This window comes from Parafrankia colletiae, from assembly GCF_001854655.1.
Classification (GTDB): Bacteria; Actinomycetota; Actinomycetes; order Frankiales; family Frankiaceae; genus Parafrankia; species Parafrankia colletiae.
Genome location: NZ_MBLM01000182.1, coordinates 1 through 16,815 on the forward strand (window position 1 = coordinate 1; position 16,815 = coordinate 16,815).

The 16,815-nt window shown below is 69.5% G+C and carries 14 protein-coding genes and 1 pseudogene; 11 read left to right on the forward strand and 4 right to left on the reverse strand.

Features of this window, described 5'->3' with window-relative positions; translation table 11 throughout:
• Positions 1-351 (forward strand): annotated as a pseudogene (locus CC117_RS32890) (hypothetical protein); the annotation flags it as partial.
• A 364-nt stretch (positions 352-715) separates the two neighbouring features.
• Here CC117_RS32890 and CC117_RS32895 read toward each other — a convergent pair.
• Positions 716-2,383 carry a recombinase family protein gene (locus tag CC117_RS32895; protein ID WP_084133142.1) on the reverse strand — a complete coding sequence of 556 codons (1,668 nt, stop codon included), beginning with the start codon at positions 2,381-2,383 and terminating at the stop codon, positions 716-718.
• A gap of 593 nt (positions 2,384-2,976) precedes the next feature.
• Between CC117_RS32895 and CC117_RS32900 the strand changes: the two genes are divergently transcribed.
• Together CC117_RS32900 and CC117_RS32905 are read left to right on the forward strand one after the other, a co-directional pair.
• On the forward strand, positions 2,977-3,549 hold the full coding sequence (locus tag CC117_RS32900) for a MarR family transcriptional regulator (RefSeq protein ID WP_198542070.1): 573 nt from the start codon (positions 2,977-2,979) through the stop codon (positions 3,547-3,549).
• A gap of 65 nt (positions 3,550-3,614) precedes the next feature.
• Positions 3,615-3,893, forward strand: a complete 279-nt coding sequence (locus CC117_RS32905) for a hypothetical protein (RefSeq protein ID WP_241830625.1) — start codon at positions 3,615-3,617, stop codon at positions 3,891-3,893.
• A 56-nt stretch (positions 3,894-3,949) separates the two neighbouring features.
• Here the strand turns inward: CC117_RS32905 and CC117_RS32910 are convergent, their stop codons facing one another.
• From CC117_RS32910 to CC117_RS32920, 3 genes are all read right to left on the reverse strand, one after another.
• Complete coding sequence (locus CC117_RS32910) at positions 3,950-4,804, reverse strand: replication-relaxation family protein (protein WP_157905501.1); 855 nt, start codon at positions 4,802-4,804, stop codon at positions 3,950-3,952.
• A gap of 866 nt (positions 4,805-5,670) precedes the next feature.
• Complete coding sequence (locus CC117_RS32915; RefSeq protein ID WP_071092084.1) at positions 5,671-6,243, reverse strand: GNAT family N-acetyltransferase; 573 nt, start codon at positions 6,241-6,243, stop codon at positions 5,671-5,673.
• 2 nt (positions 6,244-6,245) lie between these two features.
• Positions 6,246-7,538: a hypothetical protein gene (locus CC117_RS32920; protein ID WP_071092086.1), complete on the reverse strand. Its 1,293-nt coding sequence runs from the start codon at positions 7,536-7,538 to the stop codon at positions 6,246-6,248.
• A 285-nt stretch (positions 7,539-7,823) separates the two neighbouring features.
• Here CC117_RS32920 and CC117_RS32925 point away from each other — a divergent pair, with 285 nt between their 5' ends.
• The 8 genes from CC117_RS32925 (at position 7,824) to CC117_RS32955 (ending at position 16,752) form a co-directional block, all read left to right on the forward strand.
• Entirely contained in the window at positions 7,824-8,054 is a 231-nt protein-coding gene (locus tag CC117_RS32925; protein ID WP_241830626.1) for a DUF397 domain-containing protein, read from the forward strand.
• On the forward strand, positions 8,054-9,262 hold the full coding sequence (fxlM, locus tag CC117_RS32930; protein ID WP_071092089.1) for a methyltransferase, FxLD system: 1,209 nt from the start codon (positions 8,054-8,056) through the stop codon (positions 9,260-9,262). Before CC117_RS32925 ends, fxlM (CC117_RS32930) begins: the two co-directional genes overlap by 1 nt.
• A 43-nt stretch (positions 9,263-9,305) precedes the next feature.
• A complete protein-coding gene (gene fxlM / locus CC117_RS32935; RefSeq protein WP_071092100.1) occupies positions 9,306-10,541 on the forward strand; it encodes a methyltransferase, FxLD system in 1,236 nt (411 codons plus the stop codon).
• Between the two features lie 52 nt (positions 10,542-10,593).
• The gene (locus CC117_RS35665) at positions 10,594-10,764 is read left to right on the forward strand and encodes an FxLD family lanthipeptide (RefSeq protein WP_084133146.1); all 171 of its coding nucleotides are present in this window, start codon (positions 10,594-10,596) and stop codon (positions 10,762-10,764) included.
• A 24-nt stretch (positions 10,765-10,788) separates the two neighbouring features.
• Positions 10,789-13,878: a lantibiotic dehydratase gene (locus CC117_RS32940; protein ID WP_071092092.1), complete on the forward strand. Its 3,090-nt coding sequence runs from the start codon at positions 10,789-10,791 to the stop codon at positions 13,876-13,878.
• Positions 13,875-15,092: a lanthionine synthetase C family protein gene (locus tag CC117_RS32945; RefSeq protein WP_071092094.1), complete on the forward strand. Its 1,218-nt coding sequence runs from the start codon at positions 13,875-13,877 to the stop codon at positions 15,090-15,092. Before CC117_RS32940 ends, CC117_RS32945 begins: the two co-directional genes overlap by 4 nt.
• A complete protein-coding gene (locus tag CC117_RS32950) occupies positions 15,074-16,114 on the forward strand; it encodes a thiopeptide-type bacteriocin biosynthesis protein (protein WP_071092103.1) in 1,041 nt (346 codons plus the stop codon). The genes CC117_RS32945 and CC117_RS32950 overlap by 19 nt, the downstream gene beginning before the upstream one ends.
• 146 nt (positions 16,115-16,260) lie before the next feature.
• On the forward strand, positions 16,261-16,752 hold the full coding sequence (locus CC117_RS32955; protein ID WP_241830627.1) for a hypothetical protein: 492 nt from the start codon (positions 16,261-16,263) through the stop codon (positions 16,750-16,752).
• Positions 16,753-16,815 lie beyond the last annotated feature (63 nt).

The window sequence follows — 16,815 nt, forward strand, 5'->3', positions numbered from 1 at the left end:
GACGGACGAACCCTGCTCGCCTCCACCGGAGGCGACCGGACGATCCGGCTGTGGGACCCGACCGGCGGACAGCCAGTCGGCGAACCCCTCACCGGCCACACCCGCCGGATACATGCCTTGGCCTCCATAACGCTGCCTGAGGGGGGCACCCTGCTTGCCGCGACCAGCGACAACCGGACGGTGCTATGGGACCCGAGCAGCGGACAGCCAGTCAGCAAACCCCTCACCGGCCACACCGACACGGTGACCGCACTGGCCTCCATCAAGCTCCCCGACAGGCGCACCCTGCTCGCCTCCACCAGCACCGACCGGGCGATCGTCTTGTGGACGACCGACCGTGTTCCAGGATGACCAGCCACCGCGGAAATGACACAGTCGGTGTACTTCAACGAATTCTATTATCGTGTCGCCAGTGCTTCCGCTGGCGTCATCATGCACCCGTCGGCCAGGTTCGACGCGGCCATCGCAGACATCTCACCGAGCGCCACCAGAATCCCCATCCCCCGGAACCACAGCCCCGCCACAGAACGCCAGGCTTTGCTGGCACCGCGCCATCGTCAGCTCAGCACAGCGCACCCCATCAGAGTTCGACGGCCAGCAAGAAACCCCCGAGCACAGCGCAAGGAAAACCGCCTTCCAGGCGACGGAAAACTGCCCCGTCATACAGCTGATAACTATGCCCCCGACGCTCGCGCACCACCTGCGAACAGGCATTTCAGCATGTCGCACCAGCCCCAATTGCTTCTAAGCACTGGGTCGCAGGTTCGATCCCTGCCGGGCGCACCGATCCGTGTATTGCGCGAACCTCCGTAGCGTCGCTGGATGGTTGCGTTCCGTTCTGCCCGTTGTCGGTGCCGTCCGTGGGTTCGRCTGGCTGGGTGGGKATGCGGAACGTGGGCTGGATGTGGGCGCGGCTGGTGACGGTGATCTCGGCGACGAGGGCATCGGTGAGTCGACGCAGTGTGGCCGGGGCGCCGTCACGGATGGCGTCGGCGATCTGGGTGGACAGGCGGGTCAGGTCAGCGGCGGTGGGTGGGACGGGTTGGGTGGCGTCGTCGGCGAGGTGGTCGACGAGTTCGGCCCGGCGCCCCTGCAGTTCCTTGATCTTGATGGTCAGTTTCTCGATGCGGCCTCCGGCGATGGCGTCAGTCATGGTGCCGGCTTCGAAGGCGTTGAAGTAGCGGTCGATCGCGGTTTCGGCCTTGCTGATCTCGCTGTCGACGGTGGCGAGTTCGGCGCGGTGGGCGGCGCGGGTGTCGGCGATGCGACCGGCGAGGGCGGCGGCGGCTTCGGTGACGAGTCCGCTGCCGGCGTAGGTTTCGATCATGGCGTTGAGGATGGCCGCGTCGACCTGTTCGGYGGGGAGGCGTTCCGCGGAGCAGATGCTGGTGYCGTAGCGGTTGCGGGTCCAGCAGCTGTAGTAGCGGTATCGGTAGAGATTTCCGCGGGCGGCGGTGCCGATGTAGTGCTTGCCGCAGTGGGCGCAGCGGATCTTTCCGGTGAGCAGGTAGTCGGAGCCGGACGCGGCGCGTTTGGTGGCGGTGGATTCGGCGCGTTCCGCCAGGATTTTCTGGGCTTGGTGGAAGAGGTCGGGGTCGATGATGGTGGGGTGTGGTGCGGCGTGGTCGATACCTCGGAAGCTGATGTAGCCGATGTAGGCGCGGTTGCGCAGGATGGTGAGGATCGCGGCGGGGGACCAGGGTTGGCCGGTTTTGGTGCGTAGGCCGTCGCCGGTGAGTTTGCGGGCGATGGCTTGACTGCCGAGGCGGTCGTTGACGTACTCGGTGAAGATGCGGCGGACGATGGGGGCTTCGATGGGGTCTACCGTCAGGTAATCGGTGTCGGGATCGATCTGGTAGCCGTACGGGCGGGACCCTCCTTGCCATTGCCCGAGGCTGGCTTTGACTTCCATGCCGTTGATGACCCGGTCGATGATGAGGGCGCGTTCGAATTCGGCGATGACACCGAGGATTTGAATAATCATGCGTCCGGTGGCATTGCCGGTGTCGAACGGTTCAGTGGCGGAACGGAACGCGACTCCGGCTTCGTCGAGGGTTTCGAGGAGTTCGGTGAGGCTGCGTAGGGAGCGGGTGAGGCGGTMGAGGCGGTAGACGAGGAGGATGTCGAACTTCCCTGCGCGTGCGGCGGTGAGGGCGCGTTGGAGCTGGGGGCGGTCGGTGGTGGCGCCGGATGCCTGGTCGATGTACTTGCTGGTCAGCTCCCAGCCATCCTGGCTGGTGATGAACGCGAGGAGCTTGGTCTCCTGCGCTTCCAGGGAGAACGGCTGGTTCTTCTCATCGGTGGAGATGCGCAGGTAGATCGCCACTCGTCTGGCCGTGTGGTCAGGCTGGTGGATGCGGCCTTTTCGATGGCTGGACGTCACGTCAGGGCTCCTCTGGATTGATCGATCGACAGGTCAACGAAACACCGATAATGACAGAAACCCGGGTTATCACCGTCTATTATTGCTCGCATTCGACGGCGGGACGAACGTCATTCGACATTATTTTGCGGCTCTTTCTGTTGTCCGCTTCGATGTGCACGAAGGAGGTCCGTGAGGGCGCTGACAGCGGCGGCCCGTTCCTCAACGGTCAGGGGAATGAAGTGCGGCGCTGCGACGACAACGTCGATAGATGGGAGGGCTGGGCTTCTCCGCCTGACAGGTTTCTTCGGYCGATGGGTGGCCGGGCGGCGTCCGGCTGCGGGCCGGATTGCGCTCGGGTCTGGCGGGGTCGTGTCATCGCTTGATGCGATAGCCCTGTTCTCCTTGACCTAGGCACCTCGGACTTTTCCTGCTCGACGTTGCACTCCGATACTGGAGATCTCCGCCGAGACTTTTCTCAACTTCCGATACCCGGAACGTAGACATCCGGGTTTTCTTTTGGTTTTTGCTTGCAAGGGCGCCGGTTTGGAGTTCTCCTGCTGACGGCCGGGCGCATGTCGGGTCGCCGTTCGAAAATATGCGGAGGGTTTCTGGTGTCGGTTTCCTTGAATGATGACGGGTACAGGTCCGGTACCTCGCGCCTGGTGGCAGGGGCGCTCGCCGCCGCGGAGGGGTCGGTGACGGTGGCGGATCTGGTGGAGAAGACGGGGCTGGCACGCACGACGGTGAGTCGTGCGTTGACCGTGCTGGAGGCCGGCGGTCGTGCCGTGCGCGTTCCTGGCCGGCGGCATGGTGCCGGCCGGGATCCGGACCAGTGGAGCTACGCCGACAAGCCGGGTTCGGCTGACACGCCGCCGCCTGTGCCGTCCAGCCCGGGGAAGGAGATGCCGTCCCAGGTCAGTAGGGCCGAGGACGACGGCGCGCCGGTGTGGAAGACACAGGGCCGGKTGACGTCGACCGGTAGCCGGCTGGCGCCGGGTGGGCTGCGGGAGTTGGTGGTGGCCTGCCTGGGCCGGGACCGGACCCGGGCCTGGTCGGCCGGGGAGATCGCTCGCGTGGTTGGCCGTTCCGCCGGGGCGGTGACGAACGTGTTCGATCTGCTGATCGCTACCGGTGTCGCCGAACAGGACGGGACCGGCCGTCCCCGCCGGGTCCGCCTCCGATGAGGCGAGGCATCCGGCGGCCCGCCGGCCCGTTCCCGCCAGGTCACGACCGGGAGCCGGACCCAGTCGTGAACCAGCCGGAGGGGCAGGACCGCGTGTCGAGGCTGGTGGACTACGGAGCAGGCAGCAGCATCCTCACCGGTCACCTCGACGGGACAGAGATCCTGATCCGCCCCGAGGGCGGCACCGCAACCGGGCCGGTGATTCTGCTGCGTCTGCACAACACCCTCGGCGATGTCGGCGCCTGCTATCTGACCCCGGCGGAAGGCCGGGCGCTGGCGGCGGCGCTGCACCGCGCCGTTGACCAGCAAGGCCCGTCCTCGGGAACGGCCATCGCGCCGAGGTGAGAGCACACTGGCGGCCGGCGGGAGAGCCGGCCGCCGCCTCTCCCTGAGGGCGGGGCTCACGCGACCTCTGGAAGGTGCGGCGCTGGGATCGGGGCGGTACCAGCACCCCACTCGTTGGCTTGCAGAGCAAATCCGCTGCCTGGCAGTTCACTCAGCCGTAGGCGACGCCGAGTGCCCGGCCCAGCGGGCAACCAGACAGGGCCGCTCACCCCTTCTCCCGATGCGGCGAGAAGCTCAGCCGTCGTGGTCGCGACCCCCTCCCGGCCAGCCCCGATGAGCTTGTGGTGGAAGTGCGTCTCCCGAAGCGCGGAATGCAGGTGATACAACACGGTCATGCCCGGTAGGTAGGTCGCGTAGCCAGTGATCTTGCCGCCCAGCCGTTCCAGCGACTCGGTACCCCGGTCGTACTCGATGAAGAACGTCGTCACACGTGGGCCCTCGATCCACCGGCCGTACCCATCCGGACGGATCGCTTCCCTGATTCCATGATCCCACTGGAGCGCGGTCGCCACGGTGGACTCCGAGTACCAGTTAGCCAATCGGGTCAAGGGGCGGGCAGCCGCGTCGCGGGCGAGGCTGGTGAAGAATCCGTTCACACCGAGTTGATGTTCGAGGGTGCGGCTCCGCGCCAAGCGGAGCACTGTGGTGTTGTGCGCCGACCGAGACGCCGGCCGTTCCGCCCGCCTCGCGGCGACGAGTTGCACCGCCGGATAACTCAGCGTGTATCGCCACGCCTGCGACCCGGGATACACCCGCGCTCGGAACCGCTCCAACGCTCCTCGGCGTGTCAACGCCAGCAGCCGGCGCTGCGCCCGATCCACCGAGGGATACAGCAACGCGGCCACCTGCTCCGCGGTCAGGACACGATGCGCTGCCAGCACATCCAGTAGGTAGAGGTCTCTGTCGGTCAAACCCTGCAGGAGTGCCAGCGGACCTACCGGCCGGCCCCGCCCGCGCGTCGAAGTCGTGGGAATACCTGCTCCAGGACAGTCGAGTCTGGATCCATCCGCGAACCTGCCCAGCCGTGCTCACCTGCGTCAACACACGCGTCGGCTATCCGGCTGGCCCACCGTCTCATAACGCGGCGGGCCAGCCGGCCCAGACATGGTCACCCAAGCGGACCGCCACCCGGAGCCGCTATGAGGGGCCCGCGGTACGCTGGCCGACCGGCGTGGTTGGTTAGAAGGCGATTCTCGGGAAGGTCCGCGAACGGAGAATGGACGCCATCGCTGTCGTCCCTCCTTTCCGGCACGACGCCACACAGGTGGCACCCGGCTGCGGACCCGCGTCCCCCGCCCCGGGAAACCAACTCCCAAGAGCGGCTCGCAGGCCACCCGACGCGCAGCGACACCCCAGGCTTCACACTCCGTCACCAGTTCAGTGAACCGCCGACGGAAACCGCGTCCCAGCGCCTCGCTGCTACCAGCGCCCCGTCTCCCACCGAACCGGCCACCCGCTAGCGGGTCGATGTCCGGCGGTCAAGGGGGCGGACACGACCGTAGCTCCATACCGCCACCCGGGACAACCCCGCCCATGCCCTGTCAATTCGCCGTACACGGGCCTTCCTATCCAGGGAAACGACTCTGCGGAGCGTCGTTTCCGCAGGCCACAAGCCTGCGACCCCCTCCGACGGGCATAACAGACTAATCGATATATTCTTCACTAGTCGGGCAAACCTGCAGTTTCGCTCACGGAAACGAGCATCGGAGCGCACCGCGCCGATGGCCGGCGGCACTACGACGCTGTTCGCCCTTCGTGCGGGGCCCCGGGGGACCCGTCAGCGTTGGGTCTCATCGGGTCGGCGGGCGGCCCAGTCGGCCCGGCTGATCGCGTGGACGTTGTTCGCCTTCCACGGGCCGACGTCGGCGATCTCCCGGAAGGTCATCCCGAGCTTGCGGGCGATCGTGTTCATGCCCGTGTTCTCCTGATGCGTGGCGGTGATCAGCTCGTCGACGTCGAGGTGCGTGAACCCGAAGTCGAGCGCCGCCGTGATCGCCTCGGTGCCCAGGCCCTGGCCCCAGCGGTCCCGGCGGATCGACACCGCGACCTCCACACCCGGCCAGCCCTGCGCGAAGTAGGTGCCCGCGCGGCCGAGGAACTCCCCGCTGGCCCGGTCCTCGACCGCCCACATGCCGTGCCCGCGGATCGCCCACATGCCGATCAGATGGGTGACCAGCCGCTCGGTGCCCGCCCGGTCGAACGTGCCGTCCAGGTAGCGCATGGTCTCCGCGTCGGCGTTCATCGCCGCGTACGGGTCGAGGTCGGCAGCCTTCCAGCCGCGGAGCACCAGCCGTTCGGTGAGCACGGTGGGGATGGTGACGACCGACGGGGTTCCGTAGTGGAGGGCCATGGTCACGCCTGACCTGTGGTGAGTTCGAGACGGGGGCGTGCCTGCCAGCGGTCCCAGAAGTCGCGCACGGGTTCGACGGTGGGGTGGCCGGTGAACGCTGTGGCGATCTCGGCGACGCGGTCGGAGACCGAGGCGGTGGGCCGGGTGTCCAGCATGTCGACGACCTTCCCGGTCACGGCCGCGGCTTCGTCGATCTCGGGCTGTTCCCGGGCGGTGAGGCTGGCCGCGAGCGCGAGCAGCGCGTGGCCGTAGTCCTCGAAGCCGGCGGCCTGGCCGCCTTCGTAGGCGGCGAGCGCGGCGCGGGCGATCGGTTCCGCCTCGACGCCACCACCGATGCGGGTGAGGACCCCGGCGTACATCATCTCGGCGGCGGCCGGGCCGAACGGGCTGATGCCGGGCTGCAGTGGCAGGTCCGTGACCGAGGCTCRCATCCGGTTCAACGCCGTCCTGGTCCCCGCGGCGTCGCCCAGGGCGCCGAGGGCCCGTGCCTCGTAACTGGCGATCCGGGCTCGGGTGTAGGGGTGGTCCGCCACGACCGCGGTCTTGCGCGCCGAGACGGCTGCTTCCTGGTAGCGGCGGCCGTAGAACGCCAGCGTGGTCACCATCTCCCCGACGGAGGCGGTGAGGACGACGTCGTCGGTCTGGTTCGCGTGATCTTCGGCGAGGCGGATGAACCGGCGGGAGGCCAGGGTGTCCCCGAGGTTGAACGACAGCCGCGACAGCATGTACGAGGCGTAGCCGGCGGCGACGGTGAGCTGGGTCTGCGGGCGGGCCCGGCCGCTGCCGTTCATCAGATGGTGGTGCGCCGACTTCCACGTCTTCCACACCTTCGGCGCGAGCCGCTGGTGCGGTTCGACGGTGAACGCGACGGTGTGTGCGTTGATCGCGTCATCGATCTCGTCAAGGGTCAGGACGTCGGGCGCGGACGAGGTCCACTCCCGGTACATCTGGGCGGCGACGAGGCTCGCGGCGGCGAGTTCGAACGCCTGCCGGCGGTTGGCGTCCACGGGTTCCTCCTGCCTGTGCGGGTCGAGCCCCAGATCCCGGGCCCGCTTCTCCCTGACAGCTTCGTCCCGCAATCGCCGGATGGCTCCCCCTGCCGCGAACGCGGTGTCCAGCGCGTCCGCGAGGTCCGCGGACGGGATCTCCTGGCCGTTGAGGGCCCGGGAGATCTGCTGGCGTTTGAATCCGGTGCGGGCTTCGAGCCGGGTGTTATTGGTCCGATGCTGATCGCGCAGGTTCTGCAGCAGGTCTGCCAGGTCGGCGAGTGCGTCGTTTCGCTGACCAGCTTGCACCTTCGGCCTCCCCGTTGACGCCTTCGCAGGTGGGTGCAACGAGCTGTTGCATGCACGCAACGAGCCGTTGCTGTCTGTTGCTCCGTTTGGGCGCAGTGTGTCATGGGTGCTGCGCGTGGTGAACATGCCGATCCGGTCCCGTCCGTCGCAGCAGCTCGCGTCGGACGAGACCCCCGGCGGATGCCGCGTCGCTGCCTCAGCTCCCGCCGGGCCTGGGCCGAGTCGTGCGGCCCGGGTTCGGCGGGCTCCACCCGTCCACGCCGACCACATCGTTTCGAGGAACCCGTGTCTGTTGCGCCCACTGGCATGTCTGTCCCGGCCGTCCCACGATGGCGGCGTCCGTCCGAGCTCGACCCGACGGTGCCCGATGCCGTCGAGGTCGCGCTCGACGAGCACCGTGTCCTGATCAGGTCGAGTCTGGGCCCGTCGGTGCGGACCACCCCTGGCGCGTTCGGGGACTTCGTCCGTGCGGTCAAGCGGGGCGAGTACGACGACCTGCTCGACGGGGTGGGGTGATGCCCGCTTCCGCGGAGGCTTCGATCGCGCTGCTGCACACGGCGCTGGTCGACCTGGTTCTAGCGAAGGAGCCCGTCTCCGCCCCGGTCGTGGCCGCGCTGCGCGCCGTGCCCCGGGACCTCTTCCTGCCCGACGCCTCCACCGAGGAGGCATACAAGGACAACGTCGTCGTCACGAAACGTGACGTCTACGGAGCCCCGCTCAGCTCGGTGTCGCGGCCCTCCACCGTCGCGGCGATGCTCGAGCAGCTCCAGGTCGAACCCGGCCAGCAGATCCTGGAGATCGGCTCCGGCGGTTACAACGCGGCACTGCTGGCAGAGCTGACCGGGCCGACCGGCCATGTCACCACCATCGACATCGACCAGGCTGTGATCCGCCGTGCCCGTGCCTGCCTCGGCACCGCCGGCTACACCGACGTCACAGCGCTAATCAACGACGGCCACTTCGGGTTCCCGCTCCGCGCCCCCTACGACCGGATCGTCGTCACCGTCAACGCACCCGACATCCCACCCGCCTGGACCACCCAGCTCGTCACCGGCGGGCGCATCGTCATCCCACTGCAGCTACGCGGTCTGCTGCGCACCGTCGGATTCAGCTGGGACGGCGAGATTCTGACCTCCGACTCGATGCGGCCCTACGGCTTCGTCCGCCTCCAAGGCGCCGGGGCCCGTGCCTCCTCGCCCCGGATGATCCGCATCGCCGACGGGATCCGCCTCGACATCGACGACGACCAGGACGCTGATCCCGACGCGCTCCGCGGCGCGATCAGCGGGCCGAGCCACATCCACTCCACCGGGGTGGCCCTCTCCCCCGCCGCGGATGCCCTGCCGAGCCTGGACCTGTGGTTGGCCACCGTGCAGCCCACCTACGGCCGGCTCCACGGCACCGACACCGCCATCGGACCCGACCTGCCTTTGCTCCCGACGCCCGCCGGGGTGTCCGCCTGCTGGTCCGACGACAGCCTCGCCTACCTGACCTTCACCCCTGCCGGCGGGACCGGCGTGGAGATCGGTGTCGTCGCGCACGGCCCCGACCGGTACCGGCTCGCTGACCTGCTCACCTACGACGTCCGCGTGTGGGACGCCGAGCGGCGCGGCGGCCCGGACCCCACCATCCGCGTCTACCCCACCGATGCCAGCCGGGCCTCGGCACCACCCGGCCGGCTCCTCACGAAACCATCAGCCCAGCTCCTGATCACCTGGGACTGAAACCAATCACCGACATCGCAGGAGGGAGAACCGTGTGAGCGACATGCCAGGGCAACAACAACCACCCGGAGCCGGCGGGGAAGCGCGTGCTGAGGATCTGCGGGCCCGTCTCGTGGACGGCCTCATCGCGGAGGGCTCGATCAGAACGAAGGAGGTCGAGGCAGCGTTTCGTACGGTGCCGCGGCACCTGTTCGCTCCCGAGGTCTCGCTGAAGGACGCCTACGCCGACGACATCGTGCGGACCAAGCACGACGAGAACGGCGTGACAGTCAGTTCGGTCTCCGCCCCGTGGCTCCAGGCAACGATGCTCGAACAGGCCGGGATCAGCCCCGGCATGCGGGTACTCGAGGTGGGCTCCGGGGGCTTCAACGCCGCGCTGATCGCGGAACTCGTCGGTCCGACCGGCGTGGTGACGACGATAGACATCGACGCCGACGTGACCGAGCGTGCCCGCCACTGCCTGACGGCGGCAGGCTACGAGCAGGTACACGTCCTGCTGGCCGACGCCGAGCACGGGGCCCCCGAGCAGGCTCCCTACGACCGAATCATCGTCACCGCGGGCGCCTGGGACATCCCACCCGCCTGGACCGATCAACTCGCCCCGAACGGCCGGATCATCGTTCCCCTACGGATGCGGGGACTGAGCCGGACGGTCGCGCTCACACCCCGCGATGGCACTCTAGTCAGTCTCGACCACCAGATGGCCGGCTTCGTGCCCGTGCGCGGCGACGGCGCCCATCCCGAACGCCTCGTCCCGCTCCACGGTGYCGACGTCGGACTGCGGTTCGACGAGCAGATACCCGAGCTCGACGCCGCCGCGCTGCGAGCCGCCCTRCTCACCCCACGGGTCGAGGCGTGGTCGCAGGTGCGGTTCGGCGGGATGGAGCCCTTCGACGGGCTGCTGCTGTGGCTGGCCGGAACCCTCGACAACTATGGCCTGCTCTCCCGCGCACGCTCCCAGACCGCGCGAGAACTCGTCGACCCCGTCTCACCGATCGGTACGCCCACCGTCGTGGAAGCGGGCAGCTTCGCCTACCTCACCCTGCGAAAGGTCGAGTCCGGCGATGACACCTACGAGTTCGGCGCCTACGCCCACGGCCCTGACGCCGACCGCCTCGCCGACCTGGTCGCCACGCAGGTCCAGGCGTGGGATCGGACCCACCGCGACGGACCGCCGGCCACGATCAGCGTCCACCCGGCCGCGACTCCGGCCGCAGCGCTTCCGCCCGGCCGGGTGATCGCCAAGCATCACCGCACCGTCGTCCTGAGCTGGCCCTGACCAGCACAGCGACGCGCTCACCACCAACCCCTCGAAGGAAAGGGACATCGCCATGACTCCTGCCCAACCGACCGCTCCAGCCCCACTCCCCCTCGCCGGCGACTACGACCTGGACGTCGAGATCRTCGAGGGCGGGCCCGTCATCCCCGAGCTGCTGCGTTCCACCAGCGACAACTGCGGCAAGACCTGCGCGTCGGCCTGCACCAGCTGCAAGCAGGACTGATCCTCCGCCGCTGAGAGGTGCGTGATGTACCGCAGCCTTGACGTTCCGCTGCTACGGATGGCGGTAGTCCCCACCGATGTCGACCTGCCACCATGGCCCGACCTCGACGACAACACCGACAGCGCCGTAGCCGGCTGGACGGATTGGCTGCGGGACATCTGGGCACGGCCCGTGTTCGCCGACGCGACGACGCTCGCCAGCCCTTCGCTGGCCGCGCGGGTCGCGTCGGTCCTCGACGGGCAGTGCCACGATCGGCGGGCGGCCCGTCGGGCTGTCACGGCGACAGCCCGGTACGTGTTGCGGATGGTCGGGCGTGCCACCCCGTTCGGCCTGTTCGCCGGTGTCGCGCCCGCGGGTTTCGGTCCGCGGGTACGCGTCCGGCTCGGCGACGAGCATCGGGTTCACGCCCGGCCGGGCGGCGGCTGGCTCGCCGCGCTCGCCGACGATCTGGAAGCGTGCGACACGCTGCTGCGACGGCTTCCGGTCGCCACCGACGGGCTGTCGGTCGCCCGCGGCGACCGACTATTCACCGGCCCTGCTGTCCGTCCCGGCAACGATGCCGGACAGGAGACGGTGGCCGAGGTATCGGTGCGCCGCACCCCAGCTGTGGAAGCCGCATTGCGCCACGCAACCCGTTCGCTGCCCGTCGCCGACCTGGTTACTCGCCTCGCCGCCGACGCACCGGCTCCCGCCTCCAGCCAGATCGAGGCCATGCTGATCGAGTTGGTCCGCCGCCGGTTCCTGCACACGCCCCTCCGCCCGGCGACGACCTTCACCGATCCGTTCGGCGAGATCGTCGACCAGCTGGCCGCAGCTCAGGTCGACAACCTGCCCCCACTCACCGACCGCCTCAGCGCGGTCCGCGACCTGCGAGACCTGCTCACCCATCACAACAATTCGCGCTCCGCCTCGGACCGTCGCGCGCTGCGCGCGCAGGCAGCCGACCTTCAGCGCCGCGTCGTTCCCAGCTCCGACCCGGACCTGGACATCGACCTCGTGTTGGACACCGACGTGATCCTGCCAGCAGCTGTCACCGAAGAGGCAGGCGCCGCCGCGCGGGCGCTCGCCCGGCTCACGACACCGACCGCCGTACCCCCGGAGTGGGCGGACTGGCACGAAGCCTTCCTGGAACGCTACGGCCCCGCCGCCCTCGTCCCGCTGCTGGAGGCCGTCAACCCTGACACCGGCCTCGGTCTGCCCGCCACCTTCCGAGGCTCCACACGCACCTCCCGCCCCGGGGTAAGCACGGCCCGCGACCACCGCCTGGCCGCCCTCGCGCAACGAGCGGTCCTAGACGGGACGATCGAGGTACGCCTCGGCGAAGCCGAGATAGTCGCCCTGGCTGGCGACACCGCACCGGCCCAGGTGCCGCCGCACGCCGAACTCATCGCCGAGGTCCACGCCCACGACCCGACAGCACTGTCACGCGGCCTGTTCACCCTGCGGGTCACCGGCGGCGGGCGCACCGCCGCAACCACCACCGGCCGCTTCCTGCACCTGCTCGACCCCGCATCCTTCGACCGGTTCCGCAACACCTACGCGGCCCTGCCCACCATGCGGGGCCGCGCGACAGTCGCGCAGGTGTCCTGTCCGCCGCTTCCCGCGGCCACCGTCGGCGTGGCCCGATCGCCGCAGCTCACCGACACGGTGATCACTCTCGCTGAGCATCACGACACCGGTCCGGGCGTGCTGCGCCCGGCCGACCTGGCTGTCGGAGCCGACGCCGAGGGGCTCTATCTGGTGTCGCTGCCCGACCGGCGTCTCGTCGAGCCGTCCGCCGCGCACGCGGTGGAGTTCCGGTACCACACCCATCCGCTGGCACGGTTCCTGTGCGAGCTGCCCACCGCCCGCGTCGCTGTCTCCATCCCGTTCTCATGGGGCACCGTCGGTGGGCTGCCGTTCCTGCCCCGGCTCGTCCATCGACGCACCGTGCTCGCCCCGGCCCGCTGGAACCTCACAGCGGCCGACCTGCCCGGCCGCGCCGCGTCGGTGAAGGCATGGCGCGGGGCGCTGGCCCGCTGGGGCGGCGCGATTCCGGTGCCCACGCGGGTCCAGCTCGTCGAGACCGACAACCGGTTGCGTCTCGACCTTCACATTGATGCCCACCTGGTCCTGCTACGCGATCATCTGCAGCGGCACGGCTCTGCCCGGCTTGACGAGGACGCCGCTCCAGGAACCTTCGGCTGGCTCGGCGGCCACGCCCACGAACTGGTCATCCCGCTGGCCACCACCGCCGCACCCCTGCCGGGGCCGGCACCGGAGCGCCTCGCCGCGACCGTGCCCGTTGCTCGGACGGATGCCCAGCTACCCGGTGTGTCGCCGTGGCTGTCGGCCCGGCTCTACGGCCACCCCGACCGGCTCACCGAGCTGCTCGCCCATCTCGACGACCTCCTAGACGAGTGGCCCAACCCGCCCGCGTGGTGGTTCCTGCCGTACCGCGACACCGAGCCCCACCTGCGGCTACGCCTCGCCGTCACCGAACCCGGCGGCTACGGGCTGACGGCCGCACGGCTGGGAACCTGGGCTGCGACACAGCGCGAAGCCGGACTGCTGTCCAACCTCCACCTCGACACCTACCACCCGGAAACCGGCCGCTACGGCTACGGCCCGGCGATGACCGCCGCCGAAGCCGTCTTCTCCGCCGACTCCGCCGCCGCCCTCGCCACCCGCCGTCTCGCGGCGAGCGCCCGCCTGCCCGTCGAAGCGATCACCGTCGCCGGCCTGGTCGATATGGCCATCGCCTTCACCCGCGCGTTTTCCACCGGCATGCGGTGGCTTCGTGACGTGCTGCCCCACGAGCCGGCCCGCGTCCCACGGGCGGAACGCACCGTCGCGCTGCACCTGGCCAACCCCGCAGATGGCTTCGCCTATCTGCGGGCCGTGCCCGGGGCCGACGCCGTGTTGTCCGCCTGGCAGACGCGGGCAGCAGCGCTGGCCGCCTACTGGAATGCCCTCGCCGCGCAGCGCCCGCCTGACCAGGCCTTGGCCTCGCTACTGCACCTGCACGCCGTCCGAACCCTCGGCCTGAACCCCGCAGCCGAACAGACCTGCATCGCCCTCGCCCGAGCCACAGCCGCACGTGCCCTCGCAACCACCGAAGCGACCGTCTCATGATCGACCACGACCAGGCCGCCGCCACCGCAGCAAGCCTCGCCACCCGCCTCACCGTCCCGACCCCCGGAGAACTCGGGCAGACCGCGCAGTCGCTCGCCGACGGAGCGGCCGGCATCGCCCTCCTGCACTCAGAACGAGCGCACGCCGGCGCAGGGCACTGGGATTCCGTCCAGACGTGGCTGACCGCAGCCACGTCTGGACGCGTCAGCGTGTCGATGAACAGCTCGCTCTACGCCGGCATCCCGGCGGTCGCCTTCGCCGTTCACACTGCCGCCGGGCAAACCCGCCGCTACACCACAGCGCGCACCGCGCTCGACCGAGCCGTCGCCACCATCGCCCACCGCCGCGTCGACGCCGCCAACGCCCGCATCGACCGAGGCGAACCGGTCCAGTTCACCGAGTACGACGTCATCAGCGGACTGACTGGCATCGGCGCCCACCTCCTCGCCCACGCCCCCGGCGACGACGCCCTCGGCCGCATCCTCACCTACCTTGTCCGCCTCACCACCCCCATCAACCTCGATGGAGAAGAACTGCCCGGCTGGTGGTGCAGCCACGMCCCGTCCCAGGGCAACGCGCCTGAATTCGCCGGTGGGCACGCCAACCTCGGCATGGCACACGGCACCGCCGGCCCGCTGGCCCTGCTGTCGCTCGCCACACGCGCTGGGATACGCGTCGACGGTCAGACCGACGCGATCAACGCACTGTGCGCCTTCTACGATCGGTGGCGCCAAGACACCCTCGGCGGCCCGTTCTGGCCACAGTGGATCACCTGTGCCGACCAGCAGGCCACGAGACCGGCCCAGCCCGGCCCCGGCCGTCCGAGCTGGTGCTATGGCACCCCCGGGATCGCCCGCGCCCTCCAGCTTGCCGGCCTCGCTACCGGTAACACCGCCCGCCAGAACGCCGCCGAACAAGCGCTCGCCACCTGCATCTCCGACTCCGCCCGGCTCGCCCACCTCGCCGAAGCCGGGCTGTGCCACGGATGGGCCGGGCTCTACCAAACCGTCGCCCGCGCCGCCGCCGATGCCACCACCGACACCCTCAGCCGCCACCTGCCGACACTCGCCGCTTCCCTCCTGCTCTCGGCCCCTTCAACCAGCGGGCGGGCTGATGGGCTCCTCGAAGGAGAGACCGGCATCGCGCTCGTCCTCCACAGCGTCGCCACCGGCGCACCGGCCACCGGATGGGACAGATGCCTGCTGATCCACTGACCGTCCCCAGCCGAGACATCGGCACCGAACAGGCCGTACTCGCGGTGCTGGCCGGCATCCCGCTACCCACTGCGGCAGCCCATGCCGCCCTGCATCCCGACCAGCTCGCTGCAGCGGTCGCCACCTACCAGGCGGCAGGTCGCGCCGCGCTCGCAGTCCAACGCGCCGCCTGGTTCCAGGTGCGTGTCACGTTTCCCGACCCAGCGGGCGCAGAGACCGCCGCAGCCGCCCGCCTGGCACCTGTCCTGCGCCAAGCCCAGACCACCGGCGCTGTCGACTCCTGGTGGTTCGTGCGCAAGTCGCCCGACTGGCGGCTACGGCTTTCCCCAACCAGCGGCAAGTCCTTGGCGGATCTCCGTGCCACCCTCCGCCCCGCCTTCGACGACCTGACCGCGGCCGGCACGATCCACACCTGGGCGGAAGGGATCTACGAGCCAGAGGAATACGCCCTCGGCGGCGAGGTCGGCACCGACGTCGCGCACCGGCTGTTCACCGCCGACAGCAGCCACATCCTCGACCGCATCCACAGCGAGACCACCAGCAGGACCCCGCCGACTCTCGGCCGCCGCGAACTGTCGATGCTATTGATCGTCACGCTTCTGCGCACCGCGGGCCTGGACTGGTACGAACGCGGCGACGTCTTCGACCGCGTCAGCCACCTACGCCCTCCGCCAGCAACATCTCCCACCGCTGCTGAGATTCAACGGCTGGCCGCCGCTCTGCGCAGGCTGCTGACCGCCGACACCGACCCGGCAGGCGACCTGTTCGGCGCGGACCGACCGCTGGCCAACCTGGGGATCTGGGCCAGAGCCGTTCACGATGCCGGTCGGGCGCTTGGTCAGGCCGCATACGCCGGGACCTTGCTCCGCGGGCTACGCGACGTCCTCGCCCACCATGTGATCTTCCACTGGAACCGCCTCGGCTTGAACGTCGAGACCCAAGGTGTACTCGCCGCCACAGCGCGCGAGACCTTCCTTCGTGCTCCCGCACTCCCCGAAGCGCTGACGCCACAGGCACGCTGATGTGGCCACCGCCGAACGACGCAGATACCGTCACCCGCATGCACGCCGCGCACGAGCGCGCCAGCGCCGCCCTCCGGGTCACGGTCGACCGGACCCGGACTGAGGAAGCGTGGGGCTTCGCCGGCCGAACTCTCGGCCGACCGGTAATGACCCCCGACAGCCCAGGCTGGCTGCGGATCGCCGCCACCGAGGCCGGACGGCAGATCTCCACGTTCTGGGACGGCGGACGGACAGCACAGCAGGCGCTGCCAGGATCCATCCCACGCCCAGCGCTACGCGCGATCCACGACCATCACCACGACGGCTGGGACTACCGCGCCGAGCTGTACGACCGCGTCCACGTCCGACCTCTCGCCGTCACCACCGTGCCACGGTGGCTCACCGACTCACCGAAAAGGCAATGGTTCCAGACACTGCGCCGCTCCCTGCGCATCCTCGCCACGGTCTCCACCGACCGGCGCACCATCGAGCAGTCCTACCTCGACGACGTCATGCCCAGGATGCTCGGCGAACCGATCACCACCACGGCGCCCGCACCGTGGATAACCGCGCACGGAGACCTGCACTGGGCCAACCTCTGCGGCCCCACCCTCTGCCTGCTCGACTGGGTGAGGTGGGCCCCGTTCTTCGGACAGTGATCCCTATGAGGGATAATTGATCCGTGAACGGAGGAGATCAATGAGTCAGTCACGCAGGCGATA